Raw genomic sequence first — 17,693 nt, forward strand, 5'->3', positions numbered from 1 at the left:
ATGTCATCCCCAAAAAATCAGGTTCATCTGATTATAAAAAGGCAGAAGGATCCAAGCTCTTCTCCTTATAATGAAGAGTTTTCTATTCCCTATCGATCAAATATGAACATTATTTCAGCATTGATGGAAATCCAAAAGAACCCGATAAACAGCAAAGGAGAAGCAACAACACCTGTGATTTGGGAATCTGTTTGCCTGGAGGAAGTCTGCGGGGCTTGTTCAATGATCATAAATGAAAAGCCTAGACAAGCTTGTTCTACACTAATTGATCAACTTGAACAGCCAATCAGGATTGAGCCATTGAGCACGTTTCCTGTAATGAGGGACTTAGCTGTAGACCGCCAGCGTATGTTCGATGCCCTAAAAAAGGTGAAAGCCTGGATTCCGATTGATGGCACACATGATTTAGGGCCAGGGCCTAGGATGGCTGAAGATACCAGACAATGGGCTTATGAACTTTCAAAGTGTATGACTTGTGGCTGCTGTCTTGAGGCATGCCCTAATGTCAACAGTCAATCCCCTTTCATTGGGCCTGCTCCCTTATCACAAGTCCGGTTATTTAATGCTCATCCTACAGGAGCAATGCATAAGGAAGAGAGAATAGGGGCGATTATGGGTGAAGGGGGAATCACTACTTGCGGGAATTCACAAAACTGTGTTGAAGTCTGTCCAAAAGGCATCCCATTGACTACATCCATAGCTCATCTAAATCGCCAGGTGACCATCCATTCCTTCAAATCGTTCTTTGGGGCTTATTAAAGGCAAAATAGGGAAGTAGTGTTTTAATATTTTGAATGAATAAAACTGAAAAAGCGAACCGTATTCCGGTTCGCTTTCAAGTAACTTGCTACTTCACAAGATGTATAAAAAATCATCCATTATAAACTTTGCCGCGGTACAATTTCCACTTGACCATTTTTAAACCTAAACGACACAAGCCCTACCTCTCTTGTATCCTTACGGCTCCGAAGCCGATCCAGTGTGAATAAGTTGATACCTAAAAATAAAAGCAGAACGCCATTAATTGTTTACATAATTATAGTTGTGATTCAAGTTACTTCTTTTTGGCGAAGCTTTATCATTATATGATATTTTCCAGCAGCTGTCAATCGTTTTTACAAATAGTTGAAATCTCTTACTGTTTACGCAGATTTTCCTGGGCCATTCTAACGAGCTCGCGAACCATATTTCCGCCCAGTCTGCCTCCAACTCGACCTGCTTCTCTTGTTGAAAGATCTCCGTTATACCCCTTGTTCAATGGGACACCAATCTCCTTGGCAGTTTCGTATTTAGCGTCCTCGGATTTCATTGTTCCTGCTACCTGCGCCTTCAAGTCATTCAATGCCATTCTTGCTTCAGGTACAAGTATTTTATTCCTTCTTGCCATCAGGAATCCCTCCGTATTGTTAAGAAAATCAACTCCTATTAGGAATAGTATTTGATTTATCAATGTAAATTATTTAGGCATTTACTAATGAATAATGGTTTGCAGCCATAGAAATAAGGGAAATATTAATGGCGATTATTTACCACCATACTTATCAACAGATAAAACCATTGTTTTTCGAGTACTCCACAGACTTATACACATTATCCACAAAAAAACCTTTTTAACGTTGCATGATTAAAAATCCAATAATAGTAAGGTATTTGCTAAGTTGTTCACACTTTCCACATTATTGTTGATAACTACTAAAATTAATATTTTGAACAATTGGTGAAAGCCATTGTGTAACTTGAATTGAGAGGGTATAGTAAAGATATCAAAAGTTAGTGAAAACATTCACAATAAAATCCCGATGCTAACTGTTGATTTATTCCCCCTTCCCTTAAAAGAGAAAGCAGAATCCTCGGTGGATTCTGCTTTCTCTTTTATTAGGATTATTTTCGATGTTTTTTTGCACGTCCATCTGCAGCTCTAGATCGAGCCAGCGCTTCAAGATCAGCTTGATCGGCAAGCTCACGGTTGAATTCAACATCGATTCCATCTGACTTCATATTCTTTGGAACCTGTGGAAGCGAAGCTTTATTTCGGTCACGTGTTTTATGCCCATGAGAACGACCCATTCGAAAAAACCCCTTTCAGGATAAAAGTACGGAAAAAATCATTTCCGTACTTTTATATTTCGCAATAAAGGGGTGCTTAATGCTTATTATCTCTTTCCATTTGTATAGCCTGCAGCTCTGTCTGCCTTCTTGAATTCATGGCTGTATGTAACTTCCTGCATGCTTGATAAAGTGCTTTTAGTCTTATCACGTTTCTTTTTATCCATTGTTATCCATCCTTTCAAAATGATTTACTTTAGCAGTATTTCCTTGTTGAAAGGGATTAAACAGCATTACTTATCGAAAATTTCTTTGAGTGCATTTTCCAGTTCAGGATACTTGAATATAAAGCCCACATTGAGAAGTTTTTCGGGAATGGCACGCTGTCCTTCCAACACAAGAATGCTCATTTCTCCCAGCAGTATTTTCAGCGCAAAGGAAGGCACTGGCATCCAGTGAGGGCGATTAAGAACATTGGATAAAGTTTCTCCGAACTGATCCATCGTAACAGGGAAGGGCGCAGTGAAATTAACAGGACCATTCACGTTAGTATTCTCGATCACGAAAATAATGCCGCGTACAACATCCTCTATATGGATCCATGAAAGCCATTGCTTGCCCGTGCCAATCTTTCCTCCAGTAAAAAATTTATAAGGGAGGACCATCCGAGGCAAAGCACCGTAGTTTTTATCAAGAATGACACCAAAACGGCAAAATACAGGCCGAACTCCCATGTCTTGCACCTCGGAGGCTGAACCCTCCCATTGATGTACTGTTTCGGAGAGGAAGTCATTTCCCTTATTAGATTGTTCCGTGAACTCCTGGCTCATTGAGGTGCCATAATAGCCAACAGCACTTGCATTAACTAAAACAGAAGGCTTAATTGGCAATGTTTCAATAATTCTTTTGACCTCAGCTGTTGCCTTAAGTCGGCTATCAATAATCTTCTGTTTATACTCATCGGTCCATTTGTTATTGATTGTTGCTCCAGCAAGATTCACAATTGCATCTATGCCCTCTAATTCTTTTTCGGGGCTGTCCCCGGGATTTAGCCATTGAATATACCTAGGATTGCTGCTTCGTGAATCATCGGAATTCCGAGTTAAAATATATACTTGGTGTCCTGCCTTGACCAAATGACTGCTCAACGCTTCACCGACAAGTCCTGTTCCTCCGGTAATCGCTATATTCATTAAGATCCTCCTCAACAAATCCTCTTGTTAATATAGTACTTCTTTTAAAATGATAAACCTCCTTTGAATGTGTTAAAGTTTCTTTAGAGGTGAAAATCACATGCCAGTGATCACAAAGATTTCTGTCCAAAAACATAATAAAGAAAGATACAGCATTTTTACCGATAGCGGCCGAGGGGAAGAGTATGCCTTCAGCGTTGATGAAGATGTGTTGATTAAGCACAACCTAAAAAAAGGGATGGAGCTCGATGATTTTTCCGTCACTGAGATGCTTTTCCAAGATGATATCCGCAAAGCCTATAATACGGCGATCAATTATTTGGCTCACCGCATGAGGTCTGAAGCTGAGGTGCGTGACTACCTGTTGAAAAAGGAAATTGCAGATCCAGTCATAAAAGAAGCAATCCATAAATTATATGAATACAAATTCCTGAATGACGAGGAATTTGCCAATGCATTTGTCCGGACCCAGTTGAATACGACAGACAAGGGAGCCGGGGTCATTAAACTGGAATTAAAGAATAAAGGGATATCTCCAGATTTGATCTCTAAGGTAGTAGAAGAGGTTTCGCTCGATGAACAGTTGGAAAAAGCGATCAAGCTTAGTGATAAATATGCACAGAAGAATAAGAAGGATTCTTCAAAAATCCTTAAACAGAAAATAGAGCAGATGCTTCAGAGAAAAGGATATTCCTTCGCGATCATCCGGGCTGCCCTGGATGAAACAAAAGTGGAGAAAGAAGAAGATGATGAAATGGATGCATTAAAGGTCCAGGGTGAGAAGCTGCACAACAAATACTGTAAACTGCCGGAACGTGAATACAGACAGAAGCTGAAAATGGCGTTATATCGCAAAGGGTTTCCAATGGAAATGATTGATGAATTCATTTCTGATAAAGAAAATGAGGAATAAAAAAATCATGACGACTGTCATGATTTTTTGGATTCGATAACAATTTCGTCTTTTTTCAGATTTTCGATGATGATTTGCGCCACTTCAGCTGGTGATCGAAGTCTTGATGGGTCAGCAACATGATCGCTTTCTTTCCAGAAAGGAGTATTCATTCCCCCCATGTAAGCAGGGACAAAGCGGATTCCCGAATCTTCATATTCCTTTTGTAAACTCTCTGTGAACCCTCTTACGGCAAACTTGCTGGAGCAATATACCGCTTCATTCTTTTTCCCGCGAAGGCCGGCGGTCGAAACGATATTAATGACCAAACCATCATTATGCAACTCCAGATAAGGGAGAATTGCTTTTGTCATCTGTATCGTCCCAAAAACGTTAGTCTGGAACATCTCTTCAATTTCTTTATCGGAGGTCTCTGAGAATGGACCGAAATAACCGAGACCAGCATTGTTGACGAGTCCGTAAATCTCATGTTTTTTGCTGATAAATAAAGCTTTTTCCTTGATATCCTCCAGATTTCGGAGATCAAGCACAAGGTCTGTTGCACTTCCACCTGTTTGTTCGATCTGTTTTTGTACTTTTTTTAGCGTATCTTCAGTTCTTCCTGTTAGGATCAAATGGTAACCTTGTTTGGCCAAAAGAAGCGATAGCTCCTTACCAAGGCCGGTACCGGCACCAGTCACAATGATTGCTTTCATGATAGCCTCCTTAAGATAACATGCTATAATTTAGTTATAACTTAAATGCTTGAATGATTATAGTAGCTTGCTTCGATGGCTAAAACAAGTAATGAAAAAATCCCAAAAAACGAAAATGACTCAGGAGTGAAAATAGATGGGCAGAGAAAAAAGATATAGCGAGTTATCTGAATATGAATTAAACCAGGAAATTGCCAGTCTCCGTGACAAGGCTAGAAAAGCAGAACAGATGGGGATGGTCAGTGAGCTTGCCGTATATGAACGGAAAATTGCAATGGCCAAATCATACATGCTGAACCCGGATGATTTCAAGCCGGGGGAAATCTATGGAATCGATGGGGACCCAGGAACCTATTTCAAAATTGATTACATGAATGGAGTATTTGCCTGGGGTTCGCGTCTAAATGGTGACGGAAGAGAAGAGGCACTGCCAATTTCCCTTTTGTTGAAATTGGAGCAAAACCAGATTTAAGTATCTGGCTTTGCCCGTAGGATTAAAGTCTAACTGAAAAACGTAACTTCTTCTTAATGGTCTTTTATGACCGCTGATGTGTCATCTTCACGGTGAGATGATGCGTACATCCGCTCCTGCGGATGAGTATTGATGGTACCATCAGCTCTTCTTGAAGCATATTCTGCTTTTGCCCGGGGTTCACCCTCGAGCTTATTGTTGTTCTGGTTTGGGAAGTTAGTTACTTTATTTCGCATATTGCCCTCCGTGACGGGTAAAATTACGTGTATGCCAAAAAGCTGCACGCATTTATAGTATTCGATAAACACAAGCATTCATAACTACATTAAAAATTGGCAAAGGATGATCACGATTGCAAGAAAACCTTGAGCAGCTAGCAAGCCTTCTGCAAGAAAAAAACAAAGGCATCACGTATGAGCAGGCATTGACTTGGGTGGAGCTTTTATGGGGAGACTTCGAGTCAACCTACGCAAAAGCCGGACATAAATATATGGGCAGCGAAATGACAGAAAAAGTGGTCCGTCAATGGATTGAAAATTACGGCGGACAGCTTCATGAATTTGTTGCCAGGAACCCGAAGTATAAGCATTTATTGAATGCTGAGTAAACATAACAAAGAGAATCTCCGTTTTTTCGGAGATTTTTTTTTGATGGGAATATGTAAAGGTCAGAAAAATACGACTATGTGCCCGTGAAGACGGAAAACCCGGAGTGACGGTCACAAAAAGAGCAAACATGTTCCCGTGAAGGTGGAAAATCCGGAATAACGGTCACATAATAAAGAGTTAAGAAAATCGAGTCACATAGAGAAATGCTGGCCGCGCCAACTTTCAGCTCAAAAACAATTATGGCCATTCTACCGTACCAAAATCGACATAAAAAAACCGAGCGCCTAAACACCCGGTCCTATCCTTCTCCAGGAAGGAATTCCAATTTCTTTCGTAGTTTTTCTTCACTGTATATCCAGCCGGTATAAGAGCTGAGGATTTCCAGTTCCTTGCTGAGATTCACGACAGCGACGAATGGATAATGCCCGTTGCTCCGATAACGCAGGTCAATGAACCTGACTTCGTAATAGTCATCATATTCATCGCATTCCCAGCGATATACTGGCGAGAAGGACAGGAATGCTGATAGGTTCTTGTCTTCTTTTGCTGCTTCCAGGACCGCAGTTTCCGGGACAGGTACACGATTGAATTGATCGAGTATTCTAACATGATGCTTGTGCCCGCGTCCGACAAAGAACTGGTGCTTATTCATCACAGCTACTCGCCAATGATTAAATTTCATTGTTGGGGCGATGATGATTTCTGTAGCATCTGGAACAATATTTTCAACCGCCCGTCTGATCCGATGCTTCATGATAAAGCGGTAAATATAGTAGAGCACCAGGATTGCGTAAATCGTTAAAAAAGTATATCCAGGGTGATATCCAAATGCCCATAGGAACAAACCGACGACATGAAGCGCAAAAATAATTGGGTCAAATGTATTGATTACCCCCAGTGCGACCCATTTCGACGAAAAAGGACGCAATGCCTGGGTCCCATAGGCATTGAAAATGTCGACAAAAACATGGAGGAAAACAGCAATAAATGTCCAAATCCATAAATGCAGCAAATTTGCTTCTGGGTAGAAAAAGTAGATTGTCCCAGAAATAAGCAGCGGCCACAGGAGGACTGCTGGAATCGAATGGGTAATGCCGCGGTGGTTCCGTATATAGACAGCATTATTCCTCAACTTCAAAACAGTATCGATATCAGGGATTTGCGACCCAACAAGTGTAGCAATAAGCACGCTTGAGGCAGTGGCGGTGCTTCCGCTGACAGCAGGATCAAGCGTGGCTAACCCGCCAAGAGCGAATCCCATCACAACATGGGTTCCAGTATCCATGCGAACATCCTCCTTTTTAAAAGATTTCTGTTACTCATAACCAACGTTTGGCAGGTAAAAGTCCTTGTCACAATACGAATAATAGTTTACTTTTAAAGGGCTGTATCAATCAGTCCTTTACCGAAACACATTAAGGAGCTGATTAAAGTGATTCAGATGATCGTCCAGTATGAAGTAAAGCAAGATCTACTCAGCCAATACCGTGATACAATCAATAAAATCTCAACAATGCTTCCTGATTTTGAAGCTGACATGTTTTCGTGCAGCCAATCGGACGAGCAGAATATTTTCATTGAATCATTCTATGTCCCGACTGAAGCCCATTACCATGCATTGAAAAAAATGCGGCTATCCCGGAACCATTCGGTCTTCGGCATCCTCGAGGACTTTGTCCCGGGCGGATTGGAACGGATGGGCTTCATGGCGATAAAGCAGAAGCGTTAATATTATATTCCCAAATATCCGGAAAGTTTAACACCTGGAGGAACGAAAGTGGCAACTGACATCAAGAAATGTATAGATAAAATGGATATAAAATCCTTTCAGGATGACTTGATAGGATGGTTTGTAAGTGAGCAGCGAGAACTGCCATGGAGAAAGGACCAGGATCCTTACAAAGTGTGGGTATCAGAAATCATGCTCCAACAAACTAGAGTAGATACTGTCATCCCTTATTTTAATCGATTTTTGGAAAATTTTCCAACGATAGAGGCGCTATCTCACGCTGATGAAGAAAAAGTCCTCAAAGCATGGGAAGGACTCGGTTATTATTCCCGTGTTCGTAATTTACAATCCGCTGTTAAAGAAGTGCATGAAAGATACGGCGGAAGAGTCCCGGATTCTCCGGAAGAGATTTCAGCTTTAAAAGGTGTAGGCCCATACACTGCCGGAGCGATACTGAGTATTGCCTATGGAAAACCTGAGCCTGCGGTCGATGGAAATGTCATGAGGGTATTATCCCGCATCTTGTTAATTCGGGAGGATATTGCCAGGCCTGCATCCCGTAAAATTTTTGAAGCAGGGGTCAGGGAGCTAATATCGCACGAAAATCCATCGTATTTTAATCAGGCGTTAATGGAGCTTGGGGCCCTAATTTGCACCCCGACCTCCCCTTCCTGCCTGCTTTGTCCGGTCAGGGAACATTGCGAGGCATTCCATGAAGGAGTGCAAAATGAATTGCCGGTAAAAACCAAGAAGATAAAGCAGAAAAATGTACAGCTTGCTGCCGGGATTTTCAGTGATGGTGAAGGAAGGATCCTAATACGAAAAAGACCTGGAACCGGCTTGCTGGCGAACTTGTGGGAGTTCCCGACAGTTGAGCTGAGCCTTGACTTCCAGAGACAAAGAGATCAGCTGGCTGAGCATTTTGAAGAGAACTATGCCTTAACACCGAAGATAGGTGACTCCATAGGCGAAATCGACCATGTTTTTTCTCATTTGGTATGGAACATACAGGTATTCAGCGGACAATTTACTGGCGAAATTTCCGAGACGCCACAGCTGAAATTGGTTACCGAGACGGAAATAAAAGAGTTTGCCTTTCCGGTACCATACCAAAAAATGCTGAAGCAGTATCTGGAATATAAAAAGGCTGACTAACCATTGGGGTTAGCAGCCTTCTTATTTAATCGTAACTGATCTTTGTTCCATGAGTGTAATCAGCTTCACCGCGGTTCAAACCGCCCCGGCTTTCGATTTCTTCAACGATCTCCCTATGGATCGTCTGGCCTTCGGCATTCAGGTATGGCACCATTTGTTGAAGAGAGTGATGGAAAAAAGCAAGCTCGCTATCCTTCCAATCAGTTTTTGGCATCATCGATAATTCAGTCATATCACGGCCTACATACATCAGGAATCATCCTTTCTCAACAGTATCAATCTAAATAATAGTGTTTTCAGTACCTTAGGTTTTTATCACAGATTTCATGACCAAGGATCATCTCCTTATTGTCATATATACCTGAACAGGCTAAAATGAAACAAAATTAAGGTTCTGCTTTGATCTAATATGAAAGTTTAAACTTTCAGCACTTAGATTAGTGTCGCTCAAGCGCATAGCCAGTTTTCATCCCCAACATTACATCCTCGAGTATCTTGCGAGAAGCGTTAGCTTTGAGCAGCTCGAGTCGCTTCGGCCCGCCCAATGAAGTCAAAGAACGACTTCACTGTCAGGCCATCTGAGGCACAGGACGTGCAGACCCGACAGCCACGGGATGTGGCGTTATAGTCGGGCAGCGCTAGTCGGGGCTGACCAAGGCGCTTGCGCTTTCTTAGCAAGAACTGAATAGAAAGGGATTTTCACATGACACAAAAAGTTGCACTTATTACCGGAAGCAGCCGGGGAATTGGTAAAGCGGCAGCCATCAGGCTCGCAGAAGAAGGGTATGACATCGTAGTCAATTATGCCCGCAGCAAAAAGGCAGCCCAGGAAACGGCAGCGGAAATCGAAGCTCTTGGCAGGAAGGCACTTGTCGTTAAGGCGAATGTAGGGGATGTCAGCAAAATTAAAGCGATGTTCGAACAAATCGAAGCGGAATTCGGAAGGCTCGATATCTTCGTTAACAATGCAGCTTCAGGCGTGCTGCGACCGGCGATGGAGCTTGAGGAATCACATTGGGATTGGACAATGAACATTAACAGTAAAGCACTATTGTTCTGTGCCCAGGAAGCGGCGAAACTGATGGAAAGGAATGGCGGCGGTAAAATTGTCAGCATCAGTTCACTAGGCTCGATTCGATACTTGGAGAACTATACAACCGTAGGGGTTTCCAAGGCGGCCCTGGAAGCATTGACACGTTATCTAGCTGTCGAGCTTGCCCGGAAAAATATTGTAGTCAACGCCGTATCAGGCGGGGCGGTCGATACAGAAGCACTTACGCACTTCCCTAATAGAGAGGAACTACTTGCAGAGGCTAGAGAGAAAACCCCTGCTGGAAGAATGGTCGAAATAGACGATATGATCAATGCCATCATGTTCCTGCTGAAGGATGAATCCAGCATGATCCGCGGCCAGACGCTCATCATCGATGGAGGTATCTCGTTGTTAGTGTAAAATTTACAATTTGGATGAATTTGGTATAAAAAAATCGGATAGCACCTTCCGCGGATGGTTAATCTATTATTCGTGGAGGTGATAAACGATGGCAAAACAACCTAATCAAACTCAAGCTGGCACAAACATTCAGCACGTGAAGCAGCAAAATGCTCAACAAGCTGGTGGACAAGGCCAATACGGCACTGAATTCGCGAGCGAAACAAACGCTCAAGAAGTACGTAAGCAAAACCAGCAAGCTGAAGCTCGTAAAGGCCAAAACTCTGGCCAACAGCAATAATATCACCTTAAAGAAAGGCACTCTAATTCGTAGAGTGCCTTTTCCCGTTGTTGCTGGTGAATGCCGGGAGGAAGCAGAAAGTACAACGAATAGGAACAGCATCAAATCAAGTTTCACCTTTCGACAAAGGTTCCGATTCCTCTACATAACTAGTCAAAGGAATTTCCCGCCTACCCAAGAATACTTACAAAAGATAAATTTTACAGGCGGTGGAAAAGCATGGATAAATTTAACGAATTGGTTTCTACACAAATGCAAACGATGGAAAAGCTTCTATATCTGCAGTCTGAATTGGAAAGATGCCAGGAGATTGAAAAGCAGCTGGATGCCCTTAAGCAAAGTGCTGAATTAGAAGATCTTCGTATCGAGATTGACCGGAAAAAGCAGGATCTGAAGGAAATTCACCAGATGTTCGAAAAGCAGACGGAGGAAGTCATCCATACGTACCAAAAGCTAGCGGTCAGTTATCGTTAAATGTGGTTCTTGCAAATAAATGAAATGTGAAAAAATGAATTTTTATAAAAATTTAGGCAAATTTATTGGGCGATCGAGGAAATCGATGGCTCTTTTGTTTTAAATTCTCTCGTTAACCGTTATAATAATAAAAAATAGGAATCGTTCTTTGTTGCCTTTTGTCGTTTTGAAGAATTTAGATAAATATACATTAAATAGGTTGCAAAGTTTCCGGGAAAGGAAAGTAGGGGAGAAGAACATGGGCGTACCCACAGAAGGTGAACCGATCCAAATACATAGTTATAAGCATAATGGGCACATCCATCGAGTCTGGGAAGAAACTACCGTCTTGAAAGGAACGCAAAATCTTGTGATTGGCGGGAATGATCGGACAGTCGTAACTGAGTCAGACGGCAGAACTTGGATTACGAGAGAGCCTGCAATCTGTTACTTCCATTCTCAGCTATGGTTCAACGTTATAGGCATGATTCGGGAAGATGGCGTGTATTACTACTGCAATATTAGTTCTCCATTCATTTTTGATGGTGAAGCGCTGAAATATATTGACTATGATCTCGATATTAAAGTTTTTCCTGATATGACGTTTAATCTGCTCGATGAAGATGAATATGAACGCCATCGAAAAGAAATGCAATACCCTGATGTGATCGATAAGATATTGAAATACAATGTTGAAAAGCTCAAACGCTGGATCAGGCAGAGGAAGGGTCCATTTGCGCCTGATTTCATCGACATTTATTATGAGCGGTATTTGACATATCGTCGTTAACCATACAGGGTAGACAAGCTTCAGCCTGTTGATTGATTCAACAGGTTTTTGTTTCGTCAACAGCAAGGTAAGGTAAGGCTCCATAAGGGGGAACTATAAATTGGGCAGCATCCGCAGATACTTAAAATTCGTCAAACCATATAGGCTGCAAATTATTGGAACAATCATCATCGGTATCCTTAAATTTGCGATTCCACTGTTGATTCCACTTTTAATCAAATTTGTCCTGGATGATGTCATCGGAAATGAAACACTGGACAAAGATGAAAAAATAGATAAACTGCTTTGGGTAATGGGCGTCATGATTGTTGTTTTTGTCGTGCTCAGGCCGCCAATTGAATACTATCGTCAATATTTTGCGCAGTGGACAGCGAGCAAAATTCTATATGACATAAGAGACAGACTGTTTACCCATATGCAGAAGCTCAGCTATAAATATTATTCCAATACAAGAGCGGGAGAGGTCATCTCAAGGATGATCAATGATGTCGAGCAAACAAAGACCTTCGTTGTTACTGGGCTGATGAATCTTTGGCTTGACGTTGCTACTATTATGATAGCAGCTGCTATCATGTTCTCGATGGATGTCAAGCTTACATTTGTCTCATTGATCCTGTTTCCTTTTTACGCTTTTTCGGTAAAATTTTTCTTCGGGAATCTTCGGAAGCTTACGAGGGAAAGGTCACAGGCACTCGCCGGGGTACAAAGCTATTTGCATGAGAGAGTGGCTGGAATTTCTGTCATCAAAAGCTTTGCGATTGAGGATTATGAGCAAACACAGTTTGACCGTCAGAATAAAAACTTTTTAACAAAAGCGCTTGAACATACAAGCTGGAACGCAAAAGCATTTGCAGTAGTCAATACGATCACTGATATAGCGCCTCTGCTTGTTATTGGCTTTTCCGGGTACCAGGTCCTTCAAGGCAATCTCAGCATCGGGGAAATGGCCGCGTTCATCGCTTATATCGACAGACTTTATAACCCACTGCGCAGGCTGGTGAATTCATCGACTACATTGACTCAGGCGATTGCTTCAATGGACCGCGTGTTCGAATTCATGGATGAAAAATATGATATCAAGGATTCTCCTGGTGCAATCGAACTGCAAAAAGTGCACGGGGATATTTCTTTCAGGAATGTAAGTTTCTCTTATGAAGAAGACGGGGAGACGGTACTTAAGAATTTGAATATAGAGGTGAAAAAGGGAGAAACAATTGCCCTGGTCGGAATGAGCGGGGGCGGAAAATCTTCGTTTGTCAGCCTGATTCCGAGATTCTTCGATGTTACCGATGGAGAAATTCTCCTTGATGGGAAGGACATCCGTTCATTCAAGGTCCGTTCCCTGCGCGATAAAATCGGCATGGTTGCGCAGGATAATATTTTGTTCAGTGAATCGGTCAAATCGAATATCCTTTTGGGCAGGCCTGGAGCCAGTGATGAGGAAGTCATTCAAGCGGCCAAGGCAGCAAATGCCCATGATTTTATTATGAATCTGCCAGAAGGCTATGATACTAAAGTCGGGGAAAGAGGAGTCAAGCTTTCCGGGGGCCAAAAACAGCGTGTTGCCATCGCGCGAGTGTTCCTGAAGAATCCGCCTATTCTAATTCTTGACGAAGCAACATCAGCGCTTGATCTTGAGAGTGAGCATCTTATTCAGGAAGCGATAGAAAAGCTGGCAAAAGACAGGACAACATTCGTTGTTGCCCATCGTTTATCCACGATTACTCATGCCGACAGGATTGTCCTGATTGAGCACGGAGAAATCATCGAGGACGGCAGCCATGATGAATTGATGGCAAAGCAGGGAGGCTATCATAGACTTTTCCAGGTCCAACAGCTAGAAAGTTAAATAATCTACGAGAAACCGAGGCATTTCGCTTCGGTTTTTATTATACCTATCGCCACAAACCAATCCCCGAATAAAACCCGGGGATTTTTTTACAAACAAAACTTAACTACAAGTAATTTTTCATATTCCTAAAGTGTCATAATTTATCAGCTTTTGACATACAAATAGTACCAAGTGCCTAAAACTATTCTAAATTATTATTATATTTAAATAATTAAGAAAAATCAGTGGACTATCTCGGTGCATTTAATATAAAATGTTTTACACAGACATAAGTCATTTTTATTCAACAATAATATTTCGGTAATAGAAAGGAGTAGAAAAGTGGTACATGCTCCGGTTTTAGATGTGAAAAATTTAAAGACATCATTTATTACTAAAGATGGTGAGATTCCAGCAGTAGATGATGTCAGCTTTTCGGTTAACAAAGGAGAAATCCTTGGGATAGTAGGAGAATCGGGCAGCGGAAAAAGCGTTACTTCCTTATCAATCATGAAGCTGATTCCCCAGCCTCCGGGAAAAATTGCTGGTGGCGAGATCCTTCTCAATGGTGAAGACCTGGTACACGCTTCGGAAAGAAGAATGCGGGAAATCCGCGGAAATGATATCGCGATGATTTTCCAGGAACCGATGACGTCGTTGAACCCATTATTCACAATTGGTGAACAGCTCGTGGAGGCTTTGAAAATACATAAGAAGCTGGGGAAAAAGGCTGCTTATCAGCAGGCTGTGGAGATGCTGAAGCTTGTCGGACTGCCAAGAGCAGAACAAATCATCAAGGAATATCCTCATCAGCTATCTGGTGGAATGAGGCAGAGGGTGATGATTGCGATGGCTTTGAGCTGTCACCCGCGGGTGCTGATTGCTGATGAACCGACAACGGCTCTTGATGTGACCATCCAGGCGCAGATTCTGGCGTTGATGAAGGACCTGAACGTAAAGCTTGATACGGCGATTATCATGATCACCCATGACCTTGGAGTTGTCGCAGAGGTTTGCCAGCGTGTCGTTGTTATGTATGCCGGAAAAATCGTAGAGGAAGGGCTTGTAGAGGATATCTTCAAGAATCCGAAGCACCCTTATACTCTCGGATTACTTAAATCAATTCCTGATATCAGAGATAAACAGGAGCGCTTATACTCTATTCCTGGCAACGTCCCGAAGCCAGGTTCGATTAAGGTTGGCTGCAGGTTCGCCGCTAGATGCGAATTTGTCATGGACAGATGCCTGAGTGAAGATCCTGAACTCTATGAAACTGGCAGGCCAGGCCATACCGTTCGCTGCCTGCTGCATGAGAAGGAGGGAGTAGCCAATGACAGAAGTACTGTTAAAAGTTGATGGGTTAAAAAAATATTTTCCTATTACTGGCGGTATCCTTGGTAAACAGACGGGTGCTGTGAAAGCTGTCGATGATATCAGCTTTTGGGTGAACAAGGGTGAAACACTTGGACTTGTTGGCGAGTCAGGATGCGGCAAATCAACTACAGGAAGAATGCTTATGCGGCTGATCGATCCGACAGAAGGGCAAGTCGTTTTTGAAGGAAGGGATCTTGTCACTCTCTCGGACAACGATATGCGGAAGGCGCGTAAGGATATGCAAATGGTCTTCCAGGACCCGTTTGCATCACTGAACCCAAGGCATACAGTAGAAAAAATCCTTGAGGAACCTTTGATTGTCCATGGAATCGGCACTAAGAAGGAACGCAAGCAAAGGGTCAAGGAAATGCTTGAGGTAGTAGGCCTCAGCAGCTACCATGCAAAAAGGTATCCACACCAGTTCAGCGGCGGACAGCGGCAGCGAATTGGGATTGCCCGGGCGCTGATGACAAAACCGAAGCTGATCATAGCTGATGAACCTGTATCCGCACTCGATGTTTCCATTCAATCACAAGTATTGAATCTTCTGGAGGACCTGCAGAAGGAATTCCAGTTGACTTATATATTCATAGCACACGACCTTGGAGTTGTAAGGCATATCAGTGACAGGGTTGGAGTCATGTATTTAGGAAGACTCGTAGAGATCACTGAAGCCGATAAGTTGTATGAGAAACCGCTCCATCCGTATACGAGGGCCTTGCTTTCAGCGGTACCGATCCCTGATCCTGATGTGAAAAGGGAACAGGAGCTGCTGACAGGGGATATTCCTAGCCCGGCGAATCCGCCGCAGGGATGTGCCTTCCATACAAGATGCAAGGAATGTATGGATATCTGCAAGACTGATAGACCTGTATTGAAGGAAATTGAGCCTGGTCATTTTGCTGCCTGCCACCTTTATTAATTTGGATTAGAATCTTATTCCAGATAGGAATGTGTGCAGGATAAACAGCATAGATGATAGATATTGTGGACTGGATATATAAAACCAGTCCGAAAAAACAAGGGGGAAGAATATGAAAAGGCGTTTTGGATTAATGTTTTTTGCTTTTATCCTTATCCTTAGCCTAGGGCTTGCCGGCTGTAATAATGAATCCGGCGGTAAGAAAACGGGCGGGGAGTCTGGTTCTGACGGCGGTTCATCGTCTGGCGGAACTCTTGTATTTGGCCGCGGCGGCGATTCTACATCGCTTGATCCAGCTGTAACTACTGAAGGGGAAGCTTTCAAAGTAACAAAGAACATCTACGAAACTCTCATCGAGTTCGGTGAGCAGGATACAGAAATCCATCCTGGCCTTGCTGAAAGCTGGGAAGAATCCGAAGATGGTTTGAAGCATACGCTTAAACTTCGTAAAGGTGTCAAATTCCATGACGGCACTGATTTCAACGCTGAAGCTGTCGTATTCAACTTCGAGCGCTGGAAGGCCGGCAATAAAGAACAATTCTACTACTATAACTCCCAATTTGGCGATGTAATCAAGGAAGTTAAGGCAGTGGATGAGCATACAGTTGAATTCACATTGAACCGTATTCTTGCTCCATTCTACAAAAACCTTGCCATGTCTCCATTTGGTATCGCAAGCCCTGCTGCGATCGAAAAGCACGGTGATAAATTTATTGAAAACCCAGTAGGTACTGGACCATTCAAATTCAAGGAATGGAAGCGTAACGACAGGGTAACTCTTGTGAAAAACGAAGATTATTGGGAAGAAGGTCTTCCGAAGCTTGATGAAGTCATTTTCCGCGTGATCCCTGAAAACTCTGCACGTTTGAATGCATTGAATACTGGTGAAGTTGACATTATCGACGGTGTGAATTTCAGTGATGTTGAAGCCATTGAAGGTAATGCAGACCTGCAAACATTCTACCGTCCATCTTTGAACGTTGCTTACCTTGGATTGAACAACGAGCGCGGGCCGATGAAAGACAAAAAGGTTCGTCAGGCATTGAACTATGCAGTTAATAAGCAAGCCCTCATCGATGCTTTCTATGCTGGCGCTGCTGAGCCTGCGAAAAACCCAATGCCGAAATCGGTAGCAGGTTATAATGACGAAGTTGAAGGCTATGAATATAACCCTGAGAAAGCAAAGGAGCTTCTAAAGGAAGCTGGATTTGAAGAGGGTTTTGAAATGGAACTATGGGCAATGCCTGTTGCAAGACCGTATATGCCTGATGGAAAGAAAGTTGCTGAAGCACTTCAGAAAGATTTTGCTGAGGTTGGCGTAAAAGCAAAAATCGTTTCTTATGAGTGGGCAACATATCTAGAAAAAGCACGTATGGGTGAAGCAGATACATTCTTGCTTGGCTGGACTGGTGACAATGGTGACGCTGATAACTTCCTGTATGTCCTTTTAGACCAGGATAATATCGACAGCAATAACTACGCACGCTACGCTAACCAGGAAGTACATGATCTGTTCATTAAGGCTCAGTCTACAAATGACCAGGCTGAACGTGAAAAACTGTATAAAGAAGCTCAATTGTTAATTAAAGAAGATGCTCCTTGGATTCCGCTTGTCCACTCTGAGCCTGCCCTTGCAGGAAGAGCAGACGTTACTGGCTTCAAGGCACATCCAACAGGATCTGACCTGCTTGCAACGGTTGAATTCAAAAAATAATGCATCAGGAAAAGGGAGAACATATGCATTCTCCCTTTTCTTTTGAAAAATAAAACTAATCAATT

22 protein-coding genes are annotated in these 17,693 nt (G+C 42.6%); 14 read left to right on the forward strand and 8 right to left on the reverse strand.

Annotated features, from left to right (window positions below; genetic code table 11):
* Positions 1 to 759 carry a succinate dehydrogenase iron-sulfur subunit gene (gene sdhB / locus CD004_RS04015; RefSeq protein WP_102261597.1) on the forward strand — a complete coding sequence of 253 codons (759 nt, stop codon included), beginning with the start codon at positions 1 to 3 and terminating at the stop codon, positions 757 to 759.
* 376 nt (positions 760 to 1,135) lie between these two features.
* Here the strand turns inward: sdhB and CD004_RS04020 are convergent, their stop codons facing one another.
* The 4 genes from CD004_RS04020 to CD004_RS04035 all read right to left on the reverse strand — a co-directional run bounded on the left by CD004_RS04020 (position 1,136) and on the right by CD004_RS04035 (position 3,239).
* Positions 1,136 to 1,387 carry an alpha/beta-type small acid-soluble spore protein gene (locus CD004_RS04020; protein ID WP_102261598.1) on the reverse strand — a complete coding sequence of 84 codons (252 nt, stop codon included), beginning with the start codon at positions 1,385 to 1,387 and terminating at the stop codon, positions 1,136 to 1,138.
* 494 nt (positions 1,388 to 1,881) lie between these two features.
* Positions 1,882 to 2,067 (reverse strand): YfhD family protein, encoded by a 186-nt coding sequence (locus CD004_RS04025; protein WP_041967972.1) that lies wholly within the window; start codon positions 2,065 to 2,067, stop codon positions 1,882 to 1,884.
* A gap of 86 nt (positions 2,068 to 2,153) precedes the next feature.
* A complete protein-coding gene (locus tag CD004_RS04030; RefSeq protein ID WP_023625568.1) occupies positions 2,154 to 2,273 on the reverse strand; it encodes a YfhE family protein in 120 nt (39 codons plus the stop codon).
* Positions 2,274 to 2,339: 66 nt separating this feature from the next.
* A complete protein-coding gene (locus tag CD004_RS04035) occupies positions 2,340 to 3,239 on the reverse strand; it encodes a TIGR01777 family oxidoreductase (RefSeq protein ID WP_102261599.1) in 900 nt (299 codons plus the stop codon).
* Positions 3,240 to 3,339: 100 nt separating this feature from the next.
* Between CD004_RS04035 and recX the strand changes: the two genes are divergently transcribed.
* Positions 3,340 to 4,152, forward strand: a complete 813-nt coding sequence (recX, locus tag CD004_RS04040) for a recombination regulator RecX (protein ID WP_102261600.1) — start codon at positions 3,340 to 3,342, stop codon at positions 4,150 to 4,152.
* 17 nt (positions 4,153 to 4,169) lie between these two features.
* Here recX and CD004_RS04045 read toward each other — a convergent pair whose 3' ends face one another.
* Positions 4,170 to 4,847 (reverse strand): SDR family NAD(P)-dependent oxidoreductase, encoded by a 678-nt coding sequence (locus tag CD004_RS04045; RefSeq protein WP_102261601.1) that lies wholly within the window; start codon positions 4,845 to 4,847, stop codon positions 4,170 to 4,172.
* Between the two features lie 136 nt (positions 4,848 to 4,983).
* On the opposite strand from CD004_RS04045, the gene CD004_RS04050 reads away from it, so the two are divergent.
* Positions 4,984 to 5,319 (forward strand): YfhH family protein, encoded by a 336-nt coding sequence (locus CD004_RS04050; protein WP_102261602.1) that lies wholly within the window; start codon positions 4,984 to 4,986, stop codon positions 5,317 to 5,319.
* 53 nt (positions 5,320 to 5,372) lie between these two features.
* Here CD004_RS04050 and CD004_RS04055 read toward each other — a convergent pair whose 3' ends face one another.
* Entirely contained in the window at positions 5,373 to 5,555 is a 183-nt protein-coding gene (locus CD004_RS04055) for a small, acid-soluble spore protein K (RefSeq protein WP_023625563.1), read from the reverse strand.
* A gap of 116 nt (positions 5,556 to 5,671) precedes the next feature.
* Between CD004_RS04055 and CD004_RS04060 the strand changes: the two genes are divergently transcribed.
* The gene (locus tag CD004_RS04060; RefSeq protein WP_102261603.1) at positions 5,672 to 5,926 is read left to right on the forward strand and encodes a YfhJ family protein; all 255 of its coding nucleotides are present in this window, start codon (positions 5,672 to 5,674) and stop codon (positions 5,924 to 5,926) included.
* Between the two features lie 299 nt (positions 5,927 to 6,225).
* Here the strand turns inward: CD004_RS04060 and CD004_RS04065 are convergent, their stop codons facing one another.
* The gene (locus tag CD004_RS04065; RefSeq protein WP_102261604.1) at positions 6,226 to 7,212 is read right to left on the reverse strand and encodes a metal-dependent hydrolase; all 987 of its coding nucleotides are present in this window, start codon (positions 7,210 to 7,212) and stop codon (positions 6,226 to 6,228) included.
* A 147-nt stretch (positions 7,213 to 7,359) separates the two neighbouring features.
* Between CD004_RS04065 and CD004_RS04070 the strand changes: the two genes are divergently transcribed.
* Positions 7,360 to 7,656, forward strand: a complete 297-nt coding sequence (locus tag CD004_RS04070) for a hypothetical protein (RefSeq protein WP_102261605.1) — start codon at positions 7,360 to 7,362, stop codon at positions 7,654 to 7,656.
* Positions 7,657 to 7,737: 81 nt separating this feature from the next.
* Positions 7,738 to 8,811, forward strand: coding sequence for an A/G-specific adenine glycosylase (gene mutY / locus CD004_RS04075; RefSeq protein WP_102264987.1), 1,074 nt, complete (start codon positions 7,738 to 7,740; stop codon positions 8,809 to 8,811).
* A gap of 25 nt (positions 8,812 to 8,836) precedes the next feature.
* Here the strand turns inward: mutY and CD004_RS04080 are convergent, their stop codons facing one another.
* Positions 8,837 to 9,061: a hypothetical protein gene (locus CD004_RS04080; protein ID WP_102261606.1), complete on the reverse strand. Its 225-nt coding sequence runs from the start codon at positions 9,059 to 9,061 to the stop codon at positions 8,837 to 8,839.
* A 453-nt stretch (positions 9,062 to 9,514) separates the two neighbouring features.
* Between CD004_RS04080 and fabL the strand changes: the two genes are divergently transcribed.
* From fabL to CD004_RS04120, 8 genes are all read left to right on the forward strand, one after another.
* Positions 9,515 to 10,264, forward strand: a complete 750-nt coding sequence (gene fabL / locus CD004_RS04085) for an enoyl-[acyl-carrier-protein] reductase FabL (RefSeq protein ID WP_102261607.1) — start codon at positions 9,515 to 9,517, stop codon at positions 10,262 to 10,264.
* Between the two features lie 88 nt (positions 10,265 to 10,352).
* On the forward strand, positions 10,353 to 10,544 hold the full coding sequence (locus tag CD004_RS04090; protein ID WP_102261608.1) for a gamma-type small acid-soluble spore protein: 192 nt from the start codon (positions 10,353 to 10,355) through the stop codon (positions 10,542 to 10,544).
* Positions 10,545 to 10,763: 219 nt separating this feature from the next.
* Positions 10,764 to 11,018, forward strand: coding sequence for a YgaB family protein (locus tag CD004_RS04095; RefSeq protein ID WP_102261609.1), 255 nt, complete (start codon positions 10,764 to 10,766; stop codon positions 11,016 to 11,018).
* Between the two features lie 238 nt (positions 11,019 to 11,256).
* A complete protein-coding gene (gene ntdP, locus CD004_RS04100) occupies positions 11,257 to 11,787 on the forward strand; it encodes a nucleoside tri-diphosphate phosphatase (protein WP_041967592.1) in 531 nt (176 codons plus the stop codon).
* Positions 11,788 to 11,887: 100 nt separating this feature from the next.
* Positions 11,888 to 13,636, forward strand: coding sequence for an ABC transporter ATP-binding protein (locus CD004_RS04105; protein WP_102261610.1), 1,749 nt, complete (start codon positions 11,888 to 11,890; stop codon positions 13,634 to 13,636).
* 324 nt (positions 13,637 to 13,960) lie between these two features.
* Positions 13,961 to 14,974 carry an ABC transporter ATP-binding protein gene (locus CD004_RS04110; protein ID WP_102261611.1) on the forward strand — a complete coding sequence of 338 codons (1,014 nt, stop codon included), beginning with the start codon at positions 13,961 to 13,963 and terminating at the stop codon, positions 14,972 to 14,974.
* The gene (locus CD004_RS04115) at positions 14,949 to 15,914 is read left to right on the forward strand and encodes an ABC transporter ATP-binding protein (protein WP_102261612.1); all 966 of its coding nucleotides are present in this window, start codon (positions 14,949 to 14,951) and stop codon (positions 15,912 to 15,914) included. The genes CD004_RS04110 and CD004_RS04115 overlap by 26 nt, the downstream gene beginning before the upstream one ends.
* A 112-nt stretch (positions 15,915 to 16,026) precedes the next feature.
* A complete protein-coding gene (locus CD004_RS04120) occupies positions 16,027 to 17,628 on the forward strand; it encodes an ABC transporter substrate-binding protein (protein ID WP_102261613.1) in 1,602 nt (533 codons plus the stop codon).
* Positions 17,629 to 17,693 lie beyond the last annotated feature (65 nt).

Source organism: Mesobacillus jeotgali (assembly GCF_002874535.1).
Lineage (GTDB): Bacteria > Bacillota > Bacilli > Bacillales > Cytobacillaceae > Mesobacillus > Mesobacillus jeotgali.